Origin of the sequence: uncultured Rummeliibacillus sp. (assembly GCF_934216135.1) — a bacterium.
Lineage (GTDB): Bacteria > Bacillota > Bacilli > Bacillales_A > Planococcaceae > Rummeliibacillus.
This window is the reverse complement of sequence record NZ_CAKQBI010000005.1, coordinates 61,125-82,724: the sequence shown is the minus strand read 5'-3', so window position 1 is coordinate 82,724 and position 21,600 is coordinate 61,125. Positions and strand designations below refer to the sequence as shown.

The window sequence follows — 21,600 nt, the reverse complement described above, 5'->3', positions numbered from 1 at the left end:
AAATACTCAGGCGTTTTTTATTTTGTTAGAGTGTTTTTGATAAAATACTTATATACATCTTTTATTCAGCTTCTTTTTACTCTAAGAATTCATGTTTTTTTGGTTATGCACAGTTTTTGCACATATTACGAAATAGCCTATGATTAGTTGCTAACTTATGCACTACAATTTATAAAATTGTGTATAAATTTATCTATTATCCCCAAGTGTAATATTTGATTTAGGATTTTTTAGATAGAATACTAATGCAAATGCGGATAACATGTGGATAATTGGAGAAGAAGGATTTTGCTTTCATATGATTTAAAGCGCAAACGCAATTAAGACTCTAATTATGCCACCCTTTAAAGTTCATAAGAAAAACACTTTATATAATTATTACTTGCACTTATCATAGTATTCAAGGTCTTGAATATCTTATTCGTGCTGCATCAAATGGTGTTCTAGTTTTATGGGAGGGAACTTAACATGCAGAAAAAGAAAAGTATTATAACAAGTTTGAGTCTAGTGTCAGTGATGCTAGTAGGATTTATAGGGGCTAACAGCTTAGCACATGCGCAATCAAATGATGGAATAGGGTTAAGTTTAATAGATAAAGTCAATACAGTGGCAACTACAGAAAATCAAAATTTTATTGAACCTATCTTCGTCTATGGTGATTATTATCACTACTATAATTTTGAACAACAAGCTGTAGATTCACAAAGTATTAGTGACTTACCAACAGTGAATTTGAAATTAGACAATGGAGAGATGTCCTTCATAGAGAAGACATTAAAAAATATAATTCAAAAACAGTATAATTTTACTGTTACAAAAGATTCCGAAACACCATATAACTTCGTAGTAGACCTTTCAATGTCCTCAAAAAATACAAAAGAGGACATGACAGGGGCTATTTATGGGGTACTAACTAATAGAGACACTAAGAAAAAAATACGTTTTGATATACCTAGCGACAAAATGAGTAATGCGCTTATAACAACGGATTTCTTCAAATTAGCAAAGGGGAATTATACTTTGCGGATAGTAGATACTGGAAAACTGAAAAATCTAGAAAACTATAATTTTGTACTCATGAATACACTACAAGGTACTTTATTAGCAAAAGATGTTCCAATAGAAAAAAGCGGTAAACTAGTCTATGCAGGAACTAATGTTAGTTTTGAAATCTTTGTGTCACATGCTAATTTGCAAGGGGCAACTATTGAAACAAAGTGGGACTTGTATAATCCAAAAACAAAGAAATATGACAATATTTCACCATACAATGAGGGAAAGAAATATAGCTATAAATTAAAGAAAAAAGGTAATTATAAGTTCAGAATAACAAGTAGGATTAAAGAAACAAAAACAGTAGCAGTACAATACCATACCATTAAAGCTATAGATCAAGTAACCCCTAAAATCACAGCACTAAAACTAACAATAGGAAAATCAGTAGATAAAAAAGGAACGAAACAAGTCAGAGTGAATTATAATATAGAATCCCCTTACTATAATGGTCACTTGACTGTGTGGAAAAAGGGGACAACTGGAAAATATCAAAAGATAAAGGCCTTAAAGGTTGATGATATAAGTAGACATAGCTACAAGGATTTAAAGTTGAAAAAAGGAGTATATAAAGTCACTTTATACGTAAAGACAGATAAACTTTCTTTAAAGGATACGATTAAAAGCACAACTAAATCAAAAGTTTTTAATATAAATTAATCATCAAAGATACTTCAATTTAGTTTTTGGAGTGTGGATAGTACTTATTATTGTCAGAGTAATCCTCTAGTAAAATGATTTTTAGAATGAAAAATGGTATGAGTATCATGCACTCATACCATTTTTTGAATTTATTTTTCGTTACGTTTTTTATAGATTGTTGTCATAACAACTAGAACAAGTAGAATAATTTGACCGACAATTGTTTCAACTGTTGGGTAGAAACCGATAGTTGACCAAACTGGTAAACCGCTAATTACTGATGATGGCAATATATCAGTCAATTGTAATGTATGAATGCTGACACCAATAATCTTGAACGCAAGAATATAGATTAAAATTGTAGCAACCGCAAAGAATTTGTGTACTGGAATCTTGCCGCTAACTCGTAATAAGAAGAAGGCTACAACTGCTAAGATGACAATTGCAGTTACAATTCCAAGACTAAAATCGGTTGTTGACATTTTAGGAGCAATTCCCATATAGAAGATTAATGTTTCAGCACCTTCTCGGAAGACAGATAGGAAACTGATAAATGCCATTGCCCAAATACTTTGTTTAGACATTGCGTGATTCATCTGTTTTGCTATATAAGAGTTCCATGCTTTAATATTCGACTTGCTATGCATCCAAACGCCAACACCAATCATCATTGCTGCAGCGATTAAACCTACATATCCTTCAATCATTTCACGACTAGTATTAATCGTAGCAGAGTTAAATATAGTAGACATTGAAACTGCTAAAACAGCACTTAATGCAACCCCGAAGAGAGCACCCATGTAAATCCATTTTCCCATATGTTGTTGATCGGATTTTTTTAAGAAAGCAATTAGTGCAACGATGATTAATAATGCTTCCAAACCTTCACGTAATAGGATTAAAGCTGAATCCCAAAAGCTATAGTTTTGATCACCTTGAATCAGTTGAATTTGTTGTTTAAAGTTATCTAATTGTGAGTTGATATCTTTTACATCAACAGTATCTTTCATCAAATCACTAGCAATAATCGGCATATCACTTTCAATTTTTGTATAGAGACTAGCATTTTTTGTACGGATATCCCCTTCAACATTTGGCCAAGTTGTGATGAACTTTTTGACCGTTGCAGAAGCTTTTTCATAATCTTCGTCGTCTATTTGAGCCTTTGCATCATCGATTAGATCAACTAGAGTTTGTAAAGAGTAAGTACCTTTAGCAGATGAAGCTACTTTTTTCCCAGCTCCAAAATCATTAATGGCCTTTTGTAGCCCGTCAAATTGATCTTGAATGGAATCCATATTCGGATTTTCATCAGAAAGTGCAATTCGTATAAAAGACATTTGTGTTTCAATTTTGCCATAAGCTGCAATGTCGTATTCTCGAACAGGTACTTCTTTTTTTGTCCAGAAAGTATTAAAGGCATTATAAGCCTTTGTAAGTTTTTCAACATCGCCTTCTTTAATGGAGGCTTGTAATTGATTTAGTGCAGGTTGCATAACATTTGCGAAGGCTTTTCTTTCAGCTTTTTCATCAACAGGATTTTCAGCCTTTTCAAGAGCTGTTAATGCTCTTGAGAGAACAGTTAATGCCTTCAAACGATCCTCTTTAGTAGTAGCTGTTTGTGTGTCTTCAAGAGCTTGTTCAACAGCTTTTGCTTCTTTTGAATCTTTGACGTTAGCTTGTTGCCAACTTTCCTCAAAAGTTCTGATTGCATCTTTTGCCTTTGCATCATTACCTTGTTTGGAATTCATTATGGCATCACTGATTGAAATATACAGGTTACTATAGGATTCCGCTGCTGCTACAGGATGGATTGTTGTGAGTGTAGCAAGCAATAAGATAATGAGAAATTGACTACAACGTATTAAATAATGCTTCACCTATATAACTTCCTTTTTTTATACCAGGGAAGCAAGCGAAAACACCGCTTCCTCGATGTGTAATATATTCATTTAACTTATCTAGTCGTCCTAAACTGTTTTGAATCTTAATAAATTGTTCAGGATTCTTTTGGAAAGAGATAAATACGAGTCCGGCATCATAGGTACCTGTCGCATCAACAATACCTGAAGAGTAGGAGAATGAACGACGCATTATTCTAGCTTTTGCTTGTTTTGCTAGAAAAACATGTGATGTTTCGGGTACGATGTAATTTCCATTTTCATCTTTTCGTTCAATCTCCACTGCATCAAATTCATTTTTCTTTCCAATTGGTGCGCCTGAATCACGATGACGACCAAAAGTATTTTCTTGTTCTTTTAAAGAAGTACGATCCCATGTTTCTAAATGTGTTTGGATACGACGTACGATTAAATAAGTCCCTCCTGTCATCCAAGGTTTAGAATCACCGGATTGTACCCAAACAACCTTATTCATGTCCTTTTCATCAGAGGTATTTGGATTTTCGGTACCATCTTTGAATGCAAACAAGTTGCGAGGTGTTTGTTTTTTTCCGTTTTTCGTAGGGAATGAATTAAAACCGGATTGTGACCATTTCATAGAAACTTTTCCTGAAGCAGCACGGATTAAATTTCGAACTGCATGAAACGCAACTTGTGGATCATCAGCACAAGCTTGAATGCATATGTCTCCACCTGTATAAGCATCTTCTAGTTGATCTTTAGGGAAGTGGGGTAAGTCTTTTAGTTCTTTCGGTTTTAATGATGCAAGGCCAAGTTCTTTTTTCTCAAATAGAGATGGTCCGACACCGAATGTAATTGATAGATTGCGAGCATCTAATCCTTTTGCTTCTCCAGTATCTTTTGGTGGAATCATATCATTCTTGTATTCACCAATCATATTACCATTCATCATTTGAACAGCAAGAGGTGTCCACATTTGGAACATCTCTTGCAATTCTTTTTTAGATTTAACTAAAACATTTAATGAAGCAAAGTAGATATTTGTTTGAACAGCAGTGGCGATACCTGATTGATGTTTGCCATAAAAATTCACTTTGTTAGTAGCGGTTGTATCGTCTTCTTGTAAGAAATCTTTGCCGAATGCTTTTAATACGCCTCCCATACCAGTAGCGCCAATTGCTATTCCAGCAGCTCCAGCACCAGTAATTTTTAACATTTGTCTGCGTGTTATCTTTTTATCTATCAACTTTTCATCATTGTTTGTCTTAGTCATTTTTTTCTCACTCCATAATAATTCCCATTTGACTTAATGGTTCGCCTAAGTGGTTTACAGCTTCTGATAATGCTTTTGTATCTTCTTTAGTTAGTTTTGTGTAAGATACATAGCCGCCATCTTTTGTTTCATATTTTGCAAGTAAATCATTAACTGCTTTGAATTTGTTAGTTAAGTCTTCTGCTAGTTTAGAATCTTTGTCTTTAATTTGATCTTCTAAAATAGTGAAGATTTTTTCTGCGCCTTCTATATTAGCTTTGAAGTCATATAAGTCAGTATGAGAATAGATTTCTTCTTCTCCAGAGATTTTTGAAGTAGATACTTCGTTTAATAGATCTACTGCACCTGTCATCATAGTATCAGGCGTTACTTCAGCAGTTTCTACACGGCCACGTAATTCTTTAGCATCAGCAAGTAATTGATCAGCTGTTTTTTCATAACCTTTAGTTGTGTTTTCTTCCCATAGACCATATTCAATTTTATGGTAACCAGTCCAGTCTTCTTCACCTTGGCCTTCTTCTTTTAAATCTGCTAATCGAGCATCAATACGTGGGTCAAGATCGCCGAAGCTTTCTGCGATTGGTTCAGAACGTTCATAATACATACGAGCAACAGGATAAATTTCTTTTGCTTTATCTATATCTCCAGCTTTAACAGCAGCTACAAATTTCTCTGTCTCAGCAGTGAATTTATCTAATTGGTCAAGGGCAAATTCTCGATATGCATCAATTTCTTTTTGTAAATCAACTGATGAGGCATTTTTTGTTGATTCTTCAGTTTTTGCTTTACTATCGTCTTTTTTTGCATCATCTGTACTGTTACATCCAGTCATTACGACGCTCCCTGCTAATAAAATAGCTAGTAATGATTGTGCCTTCATATTTTTATTTCCTTCTTTCTAATGATTTGTTACGTACGTTTTCACTAATAGCAATGATAATCATTATCAATATAAAAATCAATAGAATTAAGAAAAGAATTTTTTTTAGACAAAAATAACGCTAATAATCTATCAAATTGTATCATGTTTTTAAAGAAAATATAGCACGGAAATTTGTATAGCTTTCCTATATATATTAAGAAAAGGAAGGGATATACCAAAGAGTAAATATTAACATTGAATTAGAGAGATTATAGGAATTTTTGCCATTGGGGATTTGCTCTTGTCTTTAATAATTCAAAAGCATGTCTAACAATTATGAAAAAGTAAACATACTTTTGAAATGTTATTTAATCGAGAAATTGTTTTAGTTCATTTTCTAAAAATGGTTTGGCAGATAAAAAATCTGTGAATGCATTATAACGTGCCTTTTGCACAATTGTTGGTTGTTTACCAGTATAGTAAGCACGGATTAAGATATTCTTAGGTGTATGTTCCATATCGATAAATTCTAAAAGTTGTGCATCATAACCGACTAAATTTAAAATTTCAGCACGTATTGAATCTGTTGCAAGTGCCGAAAAGCGTTCTTTAATAAGTCCATGTTGTAACATAATATCGAGAGGAGAGGATTGTAATTGACGGTTGAGTTCATGTTGGCAGCAAGGGACACTTAAAATAACGTGTGCTCCCCATTTCACAGCACGTGCTAATGCCATATCAGTTGCAACATCACAGGCGTGAAGAGTAACAACCATATCAACTGACGTTTCGTCATTATAGTCATTAATATCGCCGACTAAAAATTCAAGTTGATCATATTGCAAATCCTTAGCGATTTTAGAGCATTCTTCAATAACTTCTTTTTTTAAATCAAGTCCAGTAACGCGAATATCTAAGCCTTGTTCGACTTTTAAATAGTGGTATAAAGCAAATGTTAAATACGATTTCCCAGATCCAAAATCTAAAATACGGATTGTTTTATCCTTAGGAAGATAATCTAAAGAATCGTGGATAAATTCAATGAAGCGATTAATCTGTTTGAATTTATCATACTTTTGCTTTTTAACTTTACCCTCGGGGGATTGAACTCCAAGACGTATTAAAAATGGATAAGGTTTATCTGGATCAAGCAAATAATTCTTCTTACGATTATGTGATAAATTTATTTCTTTCAGCTCTGTTTTTTCAGCTTTCCACAACACTTTGTTTTTCTTAGAAAGTTGTATATGGATATTCTCTTCGATGAATTCGCCTTGGAATTGGCGGAATTGATCAAATAGATCATTAATGCTTTGTCCGATTAAAGATAATGGAACATTTTCGTGTTTTAATATACGTTCGTATTGGTACTCTAACTGAATATGATAAATACCTTTTAGTTTAAGTGGTTTCAGCTTAACACGTTTTAAATTGTTAGATTTTGTTCGTGGTTGACTGATAGTTGCTGATACAAGTTGCTCCTTAAGAAGAAGCTGTAATAAATTTTGTTTCATTTCATTAAAATCCATCTTTTCGCCTTCTTTATTATTTAATCGATGGCATAAGTGTATCATAATTTAGGCCTTCTTAAACTAATGCTAGTTTTGTTGTTTTTCATCTATATAAGTTAGTGTCTTACCAGTCCAACCTGCAAGGATTGTTAATATAGGTGAAAGTAAACAGAAGAAGGCAAAAGGAAAGTATGCCCAAGTAGATACAGTTAATACTTTTGTGATGAATATGCCACATACACTCCATGGAACAAGTGGGTTAACGACAGTTCCTGCATCTTCTGCGACTCGTGCTAAGTTTTTATTTTTTAAGCCAACTCTTTGAAATTGGGCTTGAAATGCTTGTCCTGTTAATAAAATCGAAAGATATTGTTCACCGATTAAGGTGTTGATCCCAATAGCTGTGAATGCAGCACCTGTAATTACAGAACCAACGCTTTTGAATAGTTTCTCAATACGTGATAGTACCGATTGTATAATACCTAAAGTAAATAATAGTCCACCCATACTAAGCGCTAATATTACGAGACCTACCGTAAACATCATACTATTAATACCACCGCGAGATAGGAGTGAATCTATATCTTTTATACCTGTATGAGAAGTGTATCCATTGAATAGATTAGATAACACTTCACTAAATCCATATTGATGATGAAAGTAAGATATGAGTATAGCTATGAGTGTTCCTGTAGCTAATGTTATAATAGCAGGAACTTTTTTTATTGCCATGATCATTAGAACTAACAGGGGAATTAACGTATACCAATGTACCATGTTAGTTGAAAGTAGGCCTTCCTTAAAGGTATTTATTTTATGTGTATTTTGTAAAACCTTAGATGGTGACAAAATAGCATAAATTATAGCCGAAAGAATAAGAGCAGGAATCGTTGTCCAGCACATATTCTTTATATGTTCAAATAAGTCTACGCCCATTATAGTAGATGATAAATTACATGTGTCAGATAATGGAGACATTTTATCGCCAAAGAATGCCCCAGATACAATTGCCCCAGCAGTAATTGCTAAAGAGATATCCATCGCGTTTGCCATACCGATAAAGGCAACACCTACTGTTGCAGTTGTTGTTAAGGAACTACCAATTGCAATACCTACAATACAAGTGACGATGAAAACAACTGCATAGAAGAAATGGGGAGTGATTGTTTCAAACCCTAAATAAATAAGTGTAGGAATTGTACCACTCATCATCCAGCTACTAATCAATGTGCCGATAAAGAAGAAGATAAAAATGGCACTAAGTCCTGCCGAAGCACCTTGGGTGAGTCCATTCTCTAAATCTTTGTAGGGGATTTTTTTGTATAAACCATATGCTATCAATAATAGAATTGCGATTAGAATAGGCATATGTGGTACTGCATCAAAAATAGCAATACAAACAGTCATAATGGATATTATTAAAAAGATTAAGATAAATGCTTCCAAAAAGGAAGGGTTCATCTTAGCGTGAATTCGAAACATTATAAATCCTCCTCAAAAGTCATCCAATTTGAAAATAAAAAAATCCTTCAATCCCATCAAAAGGGACGAAGGAAAACTCCGCGGTACCACCCTAATTGTCAAAATAGTTTTGACCACTTCATTGGTTCCAAGTTGTTAATGGTGTAATTCATCTTTGTCATAACCTAGGCTTACATCAACCGCCAAGTTTCTTTTTGCTGTCATTGACAAGACTACTTTTCGTCCATCGCTTGGAATATACTTTTTCACTTCAACGCGTTGAAGCTATAAAGTATTTTACCACGTATTTAAATGTAGTCAATAAAATGAACTAAATTAAATATGTTATCTAGTCAATTTGATAAAAAAGAGCTGGATAAAACTTAGATCCAGCTCAGCAAATTTTAATGATTATTATTCTTTTTTCATAATATTAGTTTCTTTAAAGTATTTAATGAGGATATTTTCTACGTTTTCAAGATGCCATAACATAGCTTGTTTCGATTTTGTTTCATCTTGTTGTTCAATAGCCTCATAGATTTTCATATGCTCATCAAATAACTTTTCTCGTGTTGTTTGTTTAGAATATAGCCATATTCTTCTGGTTTCTTTCATCGTCTCGAACATCAGCCCAGATACTTGTTCTAAGAAAATAGAAAGTAATGGATTATGTGATGCTAGGGATATAGCAGTGTGAAATTCAAAATCAACTTTTTCCCCTAACTCTTCATTAAAAGGGGATTCTTTCATCTCCTCTAAAATCTCTCGCATTTTATTTAAATCTTCTTTCGTTCGATTTCGGGCCGCGGCAGTTACTGTTCCTACTTCAATAATTTTACGTACTTCTAAAAGGTCGGATATATCCTCTTTGTTCATAAGAATAGCCGTTGATAACGGAAATACTATTTGGTTTGCATCAAATGATTTAACAAATGTACCTTCACCTTGTTTGATATCAACTAATCCCATTGCTTTAAGTGCAGATAGAGCTTCTCTTATAGCAGAGCGACTTACTTGGAAGTTTTCCGAAAGTTGCTGGACTGAATCCAGGCGGTCACCTGGTTGTAAGACACCTGTTCGAATCATTTCATGCAAAGCTTCTGCAACTTCTTCGTATATTTTTTTAGCTTTGATCTTTTTATATTGCAATATGTATTCACCTCGTAAATAGTAAAAACACTATTATTTCTATAATTATACATGATGTTGCTCTTCAAAGTATTTATTTACTTACGATAAATTTTCTAAAAATTGTTGAAAATATAAAAACTAAACAATATAATCTTATCATATAGTCATCAGATGACCTAATATTCATATTTTATAAATATATGGTTATAAAGGGGATTTTTTATCAGAGATTAGAATGTTTCTTGATAATTTAGGGGGAGAAAAAATGACATTTACGCAAAATTTCACAGCAGTAGGGGGAAGCTTGGGATGGACAGCACTAATTGCTGTTATTCCGATACTATACTTTTTCTGGGCATTAGTTATTAAAAAAATGAAAGGGCATAATGCCGGACTTACAACATTACTAGTTTCGTTGGCTTTAGCTGTAATCGCTTTCAAAGTGCCCGCCGGTACAGCGATTATGTCTGCTACACAAGGTGCTGTTTATGGATTAATACCAATAGGTTGGATTATTATCACATCTGTATTTCTTTATAATTTAACTGTAAAAACAGGATACTTTAATATTATTCGTCATTCAGTATTATCTATTACGGAAGACAGACGAATTCAAGCATTGCTTGTTGCGTTTTCTTTTGGAGCATTTTTAGAAGGTGCAGCAGGTTTTGGTGCACCAGTTGCGATTTCAGCAGCATTATTAGTAGGACTTGGTTTTAACCCTTTATATGCAGCAGGCCTGTGCTTAATCGCAAATACTGCACCAGTTGCATTTGGAGCAATAGGAGTGCCTATTACAGCAATGGAAGGTCCAACGGGAATCGCTGCAACTGAAATTTCAAAAGTTGTAGGACGTCAATTACCATTGTTATCAGTTTTTCTTCCATTCTTCCTAATTGTTATTATGGCTGGATTTAAAAAAGCTGTAGAAGTATTACCAGCAGTGCTCGTATCTGGTATTTCATTTGCACTTACGCAGTTTTTATCTTCTAACTTTTTAGGTCCTGAATTACCTGATGTTCTTTCAGCTTTAGTATCATTGGTAGCGCTTGCGGTATTTATGAAATTTTGGCAACCAAAAACAATCTTCCGTTTTAAAGAAGAACAGGAAGTAGCTGCAACTGTTGCCACAGTGGGACAAAATGAAGGAGAACATGAAGAACATTATTCGGTAGGGGAAGTTTTAAAGGCTTGGTCGCCATTTATTATTCTGACAGGATTTATCTCTATTTGGGGAATTCCAACGATTAAGCTTGCTTTAACAGGACATTACGAAGGGACAAATGTTATTTTAAAAGGTGTAAATGCTATTGGACATGCACTTACATTTATGCCTGAGGTTCCCTTTTTACACAACAAAGTACTTAGTGGCACATCTCATGAACCAATAGCAGCTGTATACAAGTTAGAATTGTTAGGGGCAGCGGGTACTGCAATTCTATTGGCAGCAGTTGTCACGAAATTTGTTCTAAAAGTATCTTGGAGTAAATGGATTGTAACTCTCATTGAAACAGTTAATGAAATAAAATATCCGCTAATAACTATTTGTTCAGTAGTTGCTTTTGCATATGTAGCAAATGTTGCAGGAATGACAACAACACTAGGATTGGTATTGGCAAAAACGGGCGCACTTTTCCCATTCTTTTCTCCAGTACTTGGTTGGTTAGGCGTATTTATCACAGGATCAGATACATCTTCCAATGTATTGTTTGCAAAACTTCAACAAGTTACTGCTGGTTCTGTTGGTATGGATCCAACCTTATCTCTTGCTGCTAATTCATCCGGGGGAGTTACAGGCAAAATGATTTCACCTCAATCCATTGCAGTTGCGACAGCGGCAGTTGGATTAGCGGGTAAAGAATCAGAATTACTACGGTTTACTTTAAAATATAGTATTTTCCTATTGTTACTGATCTGTATCCTAACATTCTTACAAAGTAATGTGCTATCTTGGATGCTTCCATAGAATAATTCTAAAGAGGTGTTATTTATAAGTTAAAAACTTATAGGTAACCCTTTTTACTTTCTGACAGTCAAAATTCATAATTCATCTCATTCAACATATTTTATAGTATTTATTAATAACAGAATCTTATGATATTATAGAATAATAGATTTATATAAGTGATAGTCATATATTGTTTGTTGAAAAATCTAAAAATTTTTAAAAATGATGTTTTATTGAAGGGGGATTTGATATGTCAGATAATATGTACCAATTATTTGCAATCATTATTTATATGGTTGCAATGTTGGGCATTGGTTGGTATGCATTTATGAAAACGTCTAATTTGACAGATTATATGTTAGGTGGGCGTTCGCTAGGACCAGCTGTTACAGCACTGAGCGCAGGTGCTGCAGATATGTCTGGATGGTTATTAATGGGTTTGCCAGGTGCTATATATGCAAATGGGTTAATCGAAGGTTGGATTGCAATTGGTTTAACAATCGGTGCATATTTAAACTGGAGGCTAGTGGCACCGCGTTTACGTATGTATACACAAGTTGCAAATAACTCTATAACAATCCCCAGCTATTTAGATAATCGATTACGAGACCATACAAAATTAATTAGAATTGCTTCGGGTTTAATCATTCTGGTATTCTTCACATTCTATGTATCTTCAGGAATGGTATCTGGAGGAGTATTTTTTGAAAGTTCTTTTGGTTATAGTTATCACACTGGATTGCTAATTGTTTCAGGCGTAGTAGTGGCTTATACATTATTTGGCGGATTTTTAGCTGTTAGTTATACAGATTTCATTCAAGGTTTGACGATGTTTATTGCTCTAATAGCTGTACCGATTTTCGGCATTTTTAAAACAGGAGGTTTTTCAGAAGCAGCTTCTTCTATTCGTGATGTGAATCCGGACTTGTTAAGTTTTACTGCAGGAGGTACAGCATCAGTTGCAGTAATTATATCAGCACTCGCATGGGGACTCGGTTACTTTGGACAGCCGCATATTGTTGTTCGTTTTATGGCTATTTCAAGTGTTAAGGAAACGAAACAAGCTCGTCGCATTGGTATTGGTTGGATGTTCTTAAGCCTATTTGGAGCGATTGCTACTGCACTTGTTGGTATTGCTTATTACCAACAAAATGGTCTAGATTTGAAAAATCCTGAAACAGTATTTATTGCATTAGGCCAAATATTATTCCATCCTTTTATCGCAGGTATTATGTTAGCAGCAATTTTAGCAGCAATTATGAGTACAATCTCATCTCAACTAATCGTTACATCCTCAGCACTTATTGAGGATATTTATAAAGCTATTTTCAAAAAAGACGGGTCAGATAAGCATTATGTCTTTATGGGAAGAATGGCAGTATTAATCGTATCATTAATCGCTATTGTTCTTGCTTGGAGTCAAGATAACAAAATATTGGATTTAGTGGCATTTGCATGGGCCGGTTTCGGTTCAGCTTTTGGCCCAATTATTTTACTTTCTTTATATTGGAGAAAGTTAACAAATTGGGGTGCTCTTTCGGGGATGGTAGTCGGTGCAGTTGTTTCTTATGTTTGGGGAACTATTGCTTCTCTTCATGAAAGACTTTATGAAATTGTTCCAGGCTTTGTATTAGGGTTGATTGTTGCTGTGATTGTAAGCTTAATGACTTACAAGAAAAGTGATGAAATTGAGAAAGAATTTGATGAAACATTAACTTTGTTGCAAGAGGAACAAAAATGAGTATCTTATAAATAAGAAGAAACTGTAAATTTCCCGTAGTTTTGTATATAGCTACGGGCTTTTTTACAAGTAAGGGGATGAGTGCAATGTTTGAGTTAGATCATGTTGTTTATTTCACGAAAAAGGCACCTGTAGATATTGCTAAAGACATAACTATTGAAGGGGTTCAGCCTGTTGTGGGAGGAAGACATTTACAATGGGGTACATTTAATGCTTTATTTTATACAAAGAATAGTTACATTGAATGGTTAGCTGTTGAAGATTCAACTATAGCAAAGAGGTCAACTCACCCTCTTGTTCAACAATTACTTTATGATATTGATGATGGTGAAGGATATAAAGCATTGTGTTTACGTTCCGAAAATTTGGAGGAAAGTGATAGATATATCCGGAAACTAGGTTATCGAACGACTGGAATTATTCCTGCAGAAAGAAAAACGGCAGATGGTCAAATTATTAGATGGAAAATGCTTTTCATCAAACATAAGCTTGGGGATTCTTTACCGTATCCTTTTTTTATAGAATGGGAGCATTCGTTTGAAGAGCGACAAAAAATGCTAAAAGCTGATGGGACAATCCAAAAAGGCAATGAAGAATTACGCATAGAAAGATGCGTATTTCAGGTAAAAGATGTACAGCAAAAACTAATTCAGTGGTCACGCCTATTATCCTTGCCGATTACAGGTAATACTTTAAGGTTAAAGAATACAATATTTTCTTTTCAAAAGTTACCAGAAGGTAAGGAACGTTTACAAACAATCGATATTGTGAAAGTTTGAGTTTTAGACATTTCTTATGTTAGGATGGACATAACTTATATTATGGAAGATTAAGGAGAGTGGAATTCTACTCTCCTATTGTTTTTGAGATTGTGATTTTGTAACGTGAAGGAGGAAGTTTTTTGGAACCATTTATAGAGAAAGCTGTATTAGTAGGAGTTAACTTACGTAATGACTTACACTTTGACTATTCAATAGAAGAATTAGAGAATTTAGCTGAAGCGTTAGATGTTGAGGTAGTTGGAGTAGTAACACAAAATTTAGAAAGAATAAATCCTTCACACTATGTAGGTACAGGAAAAATAGAAGAAATTAAACATTTTTATGAAGCAGCAGATGCAAATTTGATAATATTTGATGATGAATTATCGCCATCTCAAATTCGAAATTTAGAGAGAGATTTGGAATGTAAAGTAATTGACCGAACAATGCTAATCCTTGATATATTTGCTAGAAGAGCAAAGTCAAAAGAAGCTCAAATGCAAGTTGAATTAGCTCAATTACAATATATGCTACCTCGTTTAGTAGGACTTAGAGACTCTTTAAGTCGTCAAGGTGGAGGTACAGGCGGTGGATTCAAAAACCGTGGAGCTGGTGAAACAAAGTTAGAATTAGATCGACGAAAGATTGAAGATCAAATCGCCAAACTGCATAAAGAATTAGAAAGTGTAAAAGAACAACGTGAGACGCAAAGAAAGCAACGTCGCAAAAGTGAAATTCCTATTGTTTCAATAGTTGGGTATACAAACGCTGGAAAGTCCACTATTATGAATCAGCTACTGAACAAAATAGATCAAGAAGATCATAAACAAGTTTTTGAGAAAGACATGCTATTTGCGACACTTGAAACGTCGGTCAGACAAATATCATTGCCGGATAATAAAAGTTTCTTATTAACAGATACAGTTGGTTTTGTTAGTAAGCTTCCACATCATTTAGTAAAGGCATTTCGCTCTACTTTGGAAGAGGCGAGAGATGCAGATTTACTTTTGCATGTTGTTGATGCATCAAATGATGAAAATCAGTATATGATGGAAATTACAAATAATACTTTACAAGCAGTTGGTGTAGAGGATATTCCAACTTTATATGTATTCAATAAATCAGATTTAGCCAATCTCGCTTATCCTTATGTTAATAACGAACAAATTTGGATATCTGCAAAAGAAGGAAAAGGAATAGACGAACTACTAGAACTAATTCGCAAACATATTTTCTCAAATTATGTAACTTGTACGCTTTGTATACCATTTGAACGTGGGGACATTGTATCGTATATGAACGAGCATGCACATATTATGGAAACTTCATATGATGAAAGAGGAACTATTATTGAAGTAGAACTTCATGAGGCGATTGCTGAAAAATATAAGGAATTTTGGTTAAACTAAAGAGGTAGCAAATTGCTATCTCTTTTTGTTATTTATGTAAAAATAGATGATTGTATACTAAATTTCAGGCATATATGAAGTAGAATGTATTTCTGGAAAATACAACAATGTCATAGAAGGATTTCCTAAATGTAAGTTAAATAATAATTTCCCTCCTTGTTGTTCAATGGAATCCTTAATTTAAAGGCTTTTTATTGTTTGAAGAATTTTAAAATACTAAATTGTCTATTTATTATAGTTTTTTGACATCTTTAAAATGTGCGTGTATAATGGACAACATCTTCACTAAATTATAAACCTATAGTTTTTATAGTTTGAATTGTGAGACTATTTTTTATATTGAAAGAAGGAGAGTTTCTTATGGCAACTAAAGAGGAAATCGTCAAGTCAGTTCCTCAAACAGGATTCTTTGGACATCCTAAAGGTCTATTTAGTTTGTTCTTTACAGAATTTTGGGAACGATTCTCATACTATGGTATGAAAGCAATCCTAATCTACTTCATGTACGACACTGTACAAAATGGTGGTTTAGGATTAGATAAAACTACAGCTGCTTCAATCATGGCTATTTATGGTTCGCTTGTATATATGTCAGGTATTATTGGTGGATGGATTGCGGACCGTATTCTAGGTACAAGAAGAACAATCTTCTGGGGTGGTATTTTAATCATCTTAGGTCACTTGTCTTTAGCAATTCCTGGTGGTTTAACATTCTTATTTGCTTCAATGATTCTGATTATTCTTGGTACAGGTCTTTTGAAACCAAACGTATCATCAGTTGTTGGTGATATGTATGCAGAGGATGATACTCGTCGTGATGCTGGTTTCAATATTTTCTACATGGGGATTAACGCAGGTGCATTTATCTCTCCATTAATCGTAGGTGCAGTACAAAAAGAATATAATTATCATGTAGGTTTTAGTATTGCAGCAATCGGTATGGCAATTGGTTTATTTATGTATACACATAAACAAAAACAAAAATTGGGTCTTGCAGGTTTAGAACCTAAAAACCCATTAAATATTCAAGAACGTAACGGTATTCTTAAAAAATTCATCGCTGCTGTTATCATCGTGGCAATATTGGTAGTTATTGCAGCAATGTCAGGTATGTTATCAATTGGTAGCGTCGTTAACTTCTTTACTGTAATCGGCTTATTAGCTCCAATTGCTGTATTCATCTGGATGTTTACTAGTAAAAAAACAAAAAAAGAAGAAAAATCACATCTTCTTGCATATATTCCTTTATTCATTACAAGTACAATGTTCTGGGTTATTCAAGAACAAGGATCAACAATTCTTGCAGCGTATATTGATACTCGTACAGATTTAACAATGGGATCATTTAAAATTCCAGCAGCATGGTTCCAATCTTTGAATCCATTATTTATCATTACGATGGCACCAATCTTTGCTTGGATTTGGGTGAGAATGGGTAAACGTCAACCATCTACACCGATTAAATTTGCATTCTCACTTTTATTTGCCGGGGTTTCATTCTTAATCATGATTATTCCAGCAATCACTTCTGGTGGTAAAGAATTAATTAGCCCTTGGTGGATTGTTCTTTCATTCTTCTTAGTAGTCGTAGGGGAATTATTAATGTCACCAGTAGGTCTATCAGCAACAACTAAATTAGCTCCAGCGGCATTTGCAGCACAAACGATGTCACTTTGGTTCTTAACAAGTACTGCAGCTCAAGCATTGAATGCTCAATTTGCAAAATTATTTGCAAAAATTACTGAAGTTCAATATTTCGGATATCTAGGAGGAGCATCTGTTTTACTATTCTTAGTTATGTTAATCTTAAGCCCATGGATTTCTAAGAAAATGGGTAATATTCGATAAAGTGAAACGCCTGTAATAAGAGTCACTAATTGTGATAGAAACCTGTCCTAAAATCATTTTAGATGATTTTGGGACAGGTTTTTTTATATTCTCCAACTACAATACTTTTGCTGCGGAGAGGCATAATAACGTCCTTCTTCATTCTAATTGAGAATATGGGAACTCTAAACATCGATGGTGAAGGGGTTTATAGAGTCTTCGGAAAATATTTGATAATCATTTTCATTTAACTATTGAAATAGAATTTACTGATGGTATAATATGTATTGTAAGTAAATGATAATGATTTTCAATAGATTGTATTACTTATAAAATGGAAAAAGTCGGGGTTGTTATGAAGAAACGATATTTGTTTATAGCATTAATTGTTTTATCAATCTTATCTCTTTTTGTTGGGGTAAGTAGTATTTCACCAAAGGATTTGCTAGACATACATTCGGACAAAACACAAATTTTCCTTATTAGCCGTGTACCAAGGTTAATAGCCATTATATTGGCGGGGGTTGGAATGAGTATTGCTGGTTTAATCATGCAAAGTTTAAGCCGTAATAAGTTCGTTTCACCAACCACAGCAGGAACATTAGATGCCACTCGCTTAGGTATTCTTGTATCGATGTTGTTATTTGCAAATGCATCGATGTTAGAGAAAATGGCGGTTTCCTTTGTATTTGCTTTAGCTGGCACCCTATTATTTATGCAAATTTTGGACCGTATTAAATTTAAAGATGCAATTTTCATTCCGCTTGTTGGGTTAATGTTCGGAAATATCTTGTCTTCAATTACCACTTTCTTCGCCTATAAGACGAATACTATTCAGAATATTTCGACTTGGTTGCAAGGTGATTTTTCAATGATTATGAAAGGACGCTATGAATTACTTTATATAAGTGTGCCAGTATTAATCATTGCATATTTATATGCAAATCGTTTCACTGTTGCAGGAATGGGGGAAGACTTTGCGAAAAATTTGGGTCTAGCATATAAACGTATCGTTAATTTTGGGTTAATCCTTGTAGCGTTAATAACAACTACTGTTGTATTAACTGTAGGAATGATTCCATTTTTAGGGTTGATTATCCCGAATATTGTTTCCATTTTTAAGGGGGATCATTTACAAAAGACTTTACCTCATACTGCATTACTCGGTGCAATCTTCCTTTTGGTTTGCGATATCTTAGGACGATTGCTCATATATCCATATGAGATATCGATTAGTTTAATGGTTGGCGTTATTGGTAGTGCAGTCTTCCTATTCTTGTTGTTTAGGGGGAAAGCATATGCGTAATAGTATAAAGATTTTAATATTAGCAGGTTTGTCTACGATTTTTTGTGGATTATATTTGTTTCAAGGATTGAATGGTAATTATGATTACATATTGCCACGACGTATGATCAAATTGATTGCTATGGCACTGACAGGGGTTTCAATTGCGTATTCAACCGTTATATTCCAAACAATCACACATAATCGTATTCTAACCCCAAGTATTATGGGATTAGACTCATTGTACTTATTGCTGCAAACGGTGATTATCTTTTTCCTTGGCTCTAGCCATATGGCGGTGATGAATACACAAGTTAACTTCTTTATATCTGTTATCGCTATGGTTGGTTTTGCCTTACTACTTTACCAGTTTTTATTCCGCTCCGGCGGACGTCCAATTTACTTTTTACTTCTAGTAGGAATCATTGTAGGGACATTTTTAGGAAGCATTACAACCTTCTTGCAAGTATTAATCGATCCGAATGAGTTTACTCGAGTGCAAGATAAGATGTTTGCAAGTTTTAATAATGTGAATGGTGATTTAGTGTGGTTTGCATTAGTAATCGTCATCATTGTTATGATTATTGGATTGAGAATGGTCAATGAGTTAGACGTTTTATCCCTTGGACGTGATAATGCCATTAATCTAGGTGTCCCATATGATAAGGTTGTAAAACGTATGCTTATTATATCTGCTGTATTGATTGCTGTTTCAACAGCATTAGTTGGTCCAATCACATTCTTTGGATTAATCGTCGCTAACCTTTCCTATCAATTTTTTAATACTTATAAGCATTCCGTGTTAATCACGGGTGCAGCCCTATTAAGCTTAGTTGCTTTAATCGGTGGGCAATGGATTGTCGAACGTGTATTTACATTCTCAACAACTTTAAGTGTCATCATCAATTTCATCGGTGGTATTTACTTTATTTACTTATTATTAAGGGAGAGTCGATCTGCATGATCCAAGTAAAAGAAATATCCAAAAACTTCGGTAAAAAGAGAGTTGTTGATAAGGTAAGTGTTGATATAAAGCGTGGGAAAATCACGTCATTTATCGGTCCGAATGGGGCTGGTAAATCGACATTACTATCAATGGTAAGTCGATTATTGGATGCAGATACTGGGGAAGTATTACTTGATAGTACTGATGTGAAAAAAGTAAAATCAAATGATTTTGCAAAACGAGTTTCGATATTAAAACAATCGAACTTTATGAATGTACGTTTAACGATTCGTGAACTTGTTTCTTTCGGGAGGTTCCCGTATTCACATGGACATCTAAATGCGAAAGACCATATGAAAGTCGATGAAGCAATTCAATATATGAACTTAGAAGATATTCAACATGATTATTTAGATGAGTTATCAGGAGGACAACGACAAAGAGCTTTTATAGCGATGGTCATTGCACAAGATACGGAATACATTTTACTAGATGAGCCTTTAAATAACTTAGATATGAAACATTCTGTTCAGATTATGAAAATTTTACGCAAGCTTGTAGACGAGTTAGACAAGACAGTTGTCATTGTTTTGCATGATATTAATTTTGCATCTGTCTATTCAGATTATATTGTAGCTTTAAAGGATGGAAGGGTCATTAAGGATGGACCGACAAATGAAATTATTAACTCAGAATCATTAAAAGAAATATATGATATGGACATTCCTATTCAAGAGATGAATAGCTGTCGTATCTGTGTATATTTTAATTCATAATAAAGGAGAAGAGAAAATGAAAAAGTGGTCATTGTTAACATTGGTTTTTGCGTTATTTCTTGTATTAGGAGCATGTGGCTCCAAAGATTCAGGTAAAGAAGATTCAAACTCGGGTTCAAAGAAAGAAACAATAACAGTAACAAACGATTTTGGTATTCAAAATGAGGATGGCTCTTCAGATTCTGTGAAGGATGAAGTAAAGGTTCCTAAAAATCCTAAAAAGGTTGTTGCTTATGATATGGGATTCTTAGATACACTTGATACACTAGGCGTTAAGATTGCAGGTGTTCCACAAGATTCAATTCCTACTTATCTTAAGAAATATGAAGGTTCTGAATATGAAAATGTTGGTTCTCTAAAAGAACCTGATTTTGAAAAATTAGCTACTATTGCTCCAGATGTTATTTTTATCTCAGGGCGTCAAGCGAGTCTATATAAAGAATTTAGTGAAATTGCTCCAACTGTATATGTAGGATTAGACACTGCAAACTACATCGATTCATTTAAAAAGAATACAGAATTAGCTGGTCAAATCTTTGATAAAGAAGACCAAGTAAAAGACGAATTATCAAAAATTGATGATACCATTGCAAAAGTACAAGGTGAAACAAAGGATTTAGATAAAAAATCTTTAATCATTTTAGGTTCTGAAGGCAAGATTAGTGCTTATGGTCCGGCATCACGTTTTGGATTAATCCATGATGTATTTGGTTTCAAAGCAGCTGATGAGGGAATTGAGGTTTCTACTCATGGACAAAACGTATCTTATGAATATGTACTAGAGAAAAATCCTGACATTATCTTTGTTGTCGATCGTGACGCAGTTGTTGCTGAAGGTGCTTCTGCGAAAAAAGATATTGAAAATGATATTGTTAAGAAAACAACAGCCTATAAAGAGAGTAAAATCATTTACCTTAACCCAGAGGTTTGGTACTTATCTGGCGGTGGGTTACAATCTGTAGCTGAAATGGCGAAAGAAGTAGAATCTGCATTATAGTAGTTAAGGTTTAAAATATGTAGAAAAGGTGACTTAAAAGGGGTTCATACTTTTAAGTCGCCTTTTGTTATGTAATTATTTATTTTTAATCACTTTTATCTAGCATAATAACTAG

General features: G+C 33.9%; 16 protein-coding genes. 10 read left to right on the top strand and 6 right to left on the bottom strand.

What is annotated here, in order from left to right:
• Positions 1-468 precede the first annotated feature (468 nt).
• Positions 469-1,713: a hypothetical protein gene (locus Q0977_RS04965; RefSeq protein ID WP_299511087.1), complete on the top strand. Its 1,245-nt coding sequence runs from the start codon at positions 469-471 to the stop codon at positions 1,711-1,713.
• Between the two features lie 131 nt (positions 1,714-1,844).
• On the opposite strand, the gene Q0977_RS04960 is transcribed toward Q0977_RS04965, so the two are convergent.
• The 6 genes from Q0977_RS04960 to Q0977_RS04935 all read right to left on the bottom strand — a co-directional run bounded on the left by Q0977_RS04960 (position 1,845) and on the right by Q0977_RS04935 (position 9,813).
• Positions 1,845-3,575, bottom strand: coding sequence for an FTR1 family protein (locus Q0977_RS04960; RefSeq protein ID WP_299511085.1), 1,731 nt, complete (start codon positions 3,573-3,575; stop codon positions 1,845-1,847).
• The gene (efeB, locus tag Q0977_RS04955; RefSeq protein ID WP_299511083.1) at positions 3,550-4,830 is read right to left on the bottom strand and encodes an iron uptake transporter deferrochelatase/peroxidase subunit; all 1,281 of its coding nucleotides are present in this window, start codon (positions 4,828-4,830) and stop codon (positions 3,550-3,552) included. The genes Q0977_RS04960 and efeB overlap by 26 nt, the downstream gene beginning before the upstream one ends.
• 7 nt (positions 4,831-4,837) lie before the next feature.
• Entirely contained in the window at positions 4,838-5,710 is an 873-nt protein-coding gene (gene efeO, locus Q0977_RS04950) for an iron uptake system protein EfeO (protein WP_119417186.1), read from the bottom strand.
• 350 nt (positions 5,711-6,060) lie between these two features.
• Positions 6,061-7,221, bottom strand: coding sequence for an SAM-dependent methyltransferase (locus Q0977_RS04945; RefSeq protein ID WP_119417190.1), 1,161 nt, complete (start codon positions 7,219-7,221; stop codon positions 6,061-6,063).
• A 69-nt stretch (positions 7,222-7,290) separates the two neighbouring features.
• Complete coding sequence (gene nhaC, locus Q0977_RS04940) at positions 7,291-8,685, bottom strand: Na+/H+ antiporter NhaC (RefSeq protein ID WP_299511078.1); 1,395 nt, start codon at positions 8,683-8,685, stop codon at positions 7,291-7,293.
• A gap of 393 nt (positions 8,686-9,078) precedes the next feature.
• On the bottom strand, positions 9,079-9,813 hold the full coding sequence (locus Q0977_RS04935; protein WP_299511076.1) for a FadR/GntR family transcriptional regulator: 735 nt from the start codon (positions 9,811-9,813) through the stop codon (positions 9,079-9,081).
• Between the two features lie 247 nt (positions 9,814-10,060).
• On the opposite strand from Q0977_RS04935, the gene Q0977_RS04930 reads away from it, so the two are divergent.
• The 9 genes from Q0977_RS04930 to Q0977_RS04890 all read left to right on the top strand — a co-directional run bounded on the left by Q0977_RS04930 (position 10,061) and on the right by Q0977_RS04890 (position 21,485).
• A complete protein-coding gene (locus Q0977_RS04930; RefSeq protein WP_299511074.1) occupies positions 10,061-11,761 on the top strand; it encodes an L-lactate permease in 1,701 nt (566 codons plus the stop codon).
• Between the two features lie 232 nt (positions 11,762-11,993).
• Positions 11,994-13,484, top strand: coding sequence for a sodium/proline symporter PutP (putP, locus tag Q0977_RS04925; RefSeq protein WP_299511072.1), 1,491 nt, complete (start codon positions 11,994-11,996; stop codon positions 13,482-13,484).
• A gap of 86 nt (positions 13,485-13,570) precedes the next feature.
• Positions 13,571-14,263, top strand: a complete 693-nt coding sequence (locus Q0977_RS04920; RefSeq protein ID WP_299511070.1) for a VOC family protein — start codon at positions 13,571-13,573, stop codon at positions 14,261-14,263.
• 122 nt (positions 14,264-14,385) lie between these two features.
• Positions 14,386-15,654 (top strand): GTPase HflX, encoded by a 1,269-nt coding sequence (gene hflX, locus Q0977_RS04915; RefSeq protein ID WP_299511068.1) that lies wholly within the window; start codon positions 14,386-14,388, stop codon positions 15,652-15,654.
• Between the two features lie 360 nt (positions 15,655-16,014).
• A complete protein-coding gene (locus tag Q0977_RS04910; RefSeq protein WP_299511066.1) occupies positions 16,015-17,502 on the top strand; it encodes a peptide MFS transporter in 1,488 nt (495 codons plus the stop codon).
• A 334-nt stretch (positions 17,503-17,836) separates the two neighbouring features.
• The gene (locus tag Q0977_RS04905; protein WP_119417331.1) at positions 17,837-18,787 is read left to right on the top strand and encodes an ABC transporter permease; all 951 of its coding nucleotides are present in this window, start codon (positions 17,837-17,839) and stop codon (positions 18,785-18,787) included.
• A complete protein-coding gene (locus tag Q0977_RS04900; RefSeq protein WP_119417330.1) occupies positions 18,780-19,730 on the top strand; it encodes an iron chelate uptake ABC transporter family permease subunit in 951 nt (316 codons plus the stop codon). The genes Q0977_RS04905 and Q0977_RS04900 overlap by 8 nt, the downstream gene beginning before the upstream one ends.
• Entirely contained in the window at positions 19,727-20,488 is a 762-nt protein-coding gene (locus tag Q0977_RS04895) for an ABC transporter ATP-binding protein (RefSeq protein WP_119417329.1), read from the top strand. The genes Q0977_RS04900 and Q0977_RS04895 overlap by 4 nt, the downstream gene beginning before the upstream one ends.
• Before the next feature lie 16 nt (positions 20,489-20,504).
• Positions 20,505-21,485 (top strand): siderophore ABC transporter substrate-binding protein, encoded by a 981-nt coding sequence (locus tag Q0977_RS04890; RefSeq protein ID WP_119417223.1) that lies wholly within the window; start codon positions 20,505-20,507, stop codon positions 21,483-21,485.
• Positions 21,486-21,600: the final 115 nt, after the last annotated feature.

Coding starts and splice junctions, on each gene's coding strand:
- efeB (WP_299511083.1), bottom strand. CDS start 4,830: ATGACTAAGACAAACAATGATGAAAAGTTGATAGATAAAAAGATAACA.
- Q0977_RS04930 (WP_299511074.1), top strand. CDS start 10,061: ATGACATTTACGCAAAATTTCACAGCAGTAGGGGGAAGCTTGGGATGG.
- efeO (WP_119417186.1), bottom strand. CDS start 5,710: ATGAAGGCACAATCATTACTAGCTATTTTATTAGCAGGGAGCGTCGTA.
- putP (WP_299511072.1), top strand. CDS start 11,994: ATGTCAGATAATATGTACCAATTATTTGCAATCATTATTTATATGGTT.
- nhaC (WP_299511078.1), bottom strand. CDS start 8,685: ATGTTTCGAATTCACGCTAAGATGAACCCTTCCTTTTTGGAAGCATTT.
- Q0977_RS04965 (WP_299511087.1), top strand. CDS start 469: ATGCAGAAAAAGAAAAGTATTATAACAAGTTTGAGTCTAGTGTCAGTG.
- Q0977_RS04920 (WP_299511070.1), top strand. CDS start 13,571: ATGTTTGAGTTAGATCATGTTGTTTATTTCACGAAAAAGGCACCTGTA.
- Q0977_RS04910 (WP_299511066.1), top strand. CDS start 16,015: ATGGCAACTAAAGAGGAAATCGTCAAGTCAGTTCCTCAAACAGGATTC.
- Q0977_RS04895 (WP_119417329.1), top strand. CDS start 19,727: ATGATCCAAGTAAAAGAAATATCCAAAAACTTCGGTAAAAAGAGAGTT.
- Q0977_RS04900 (WP_119417330.1), top strand. CDS start 18,780: ATGCGTAATAGTATAAAGATTTTAATATTAGCAGGTTTGTCTACGATT.
- Q0977_RS04945 (WP_119417190.1), bottom strand. CDS start 7,221: ATGGATTTTAATGAAATGAAACAAAATTTATTACAGCTTCTTCTTAAG.
- Q0977_RS04905 (WP_119417331.1), top strand. CDS start 17,837: ATGAAGAAACGATATTTGTTTATAGCATTAATTGTTTTATCAATCTTA.
- Q0977_RS04890 (WP_119417223.1), top strand. CDS start 20,505: ATGAAAAAGTGGTCATTGTTAACATTGGTTTTTGCGTTATTTCTTGTA.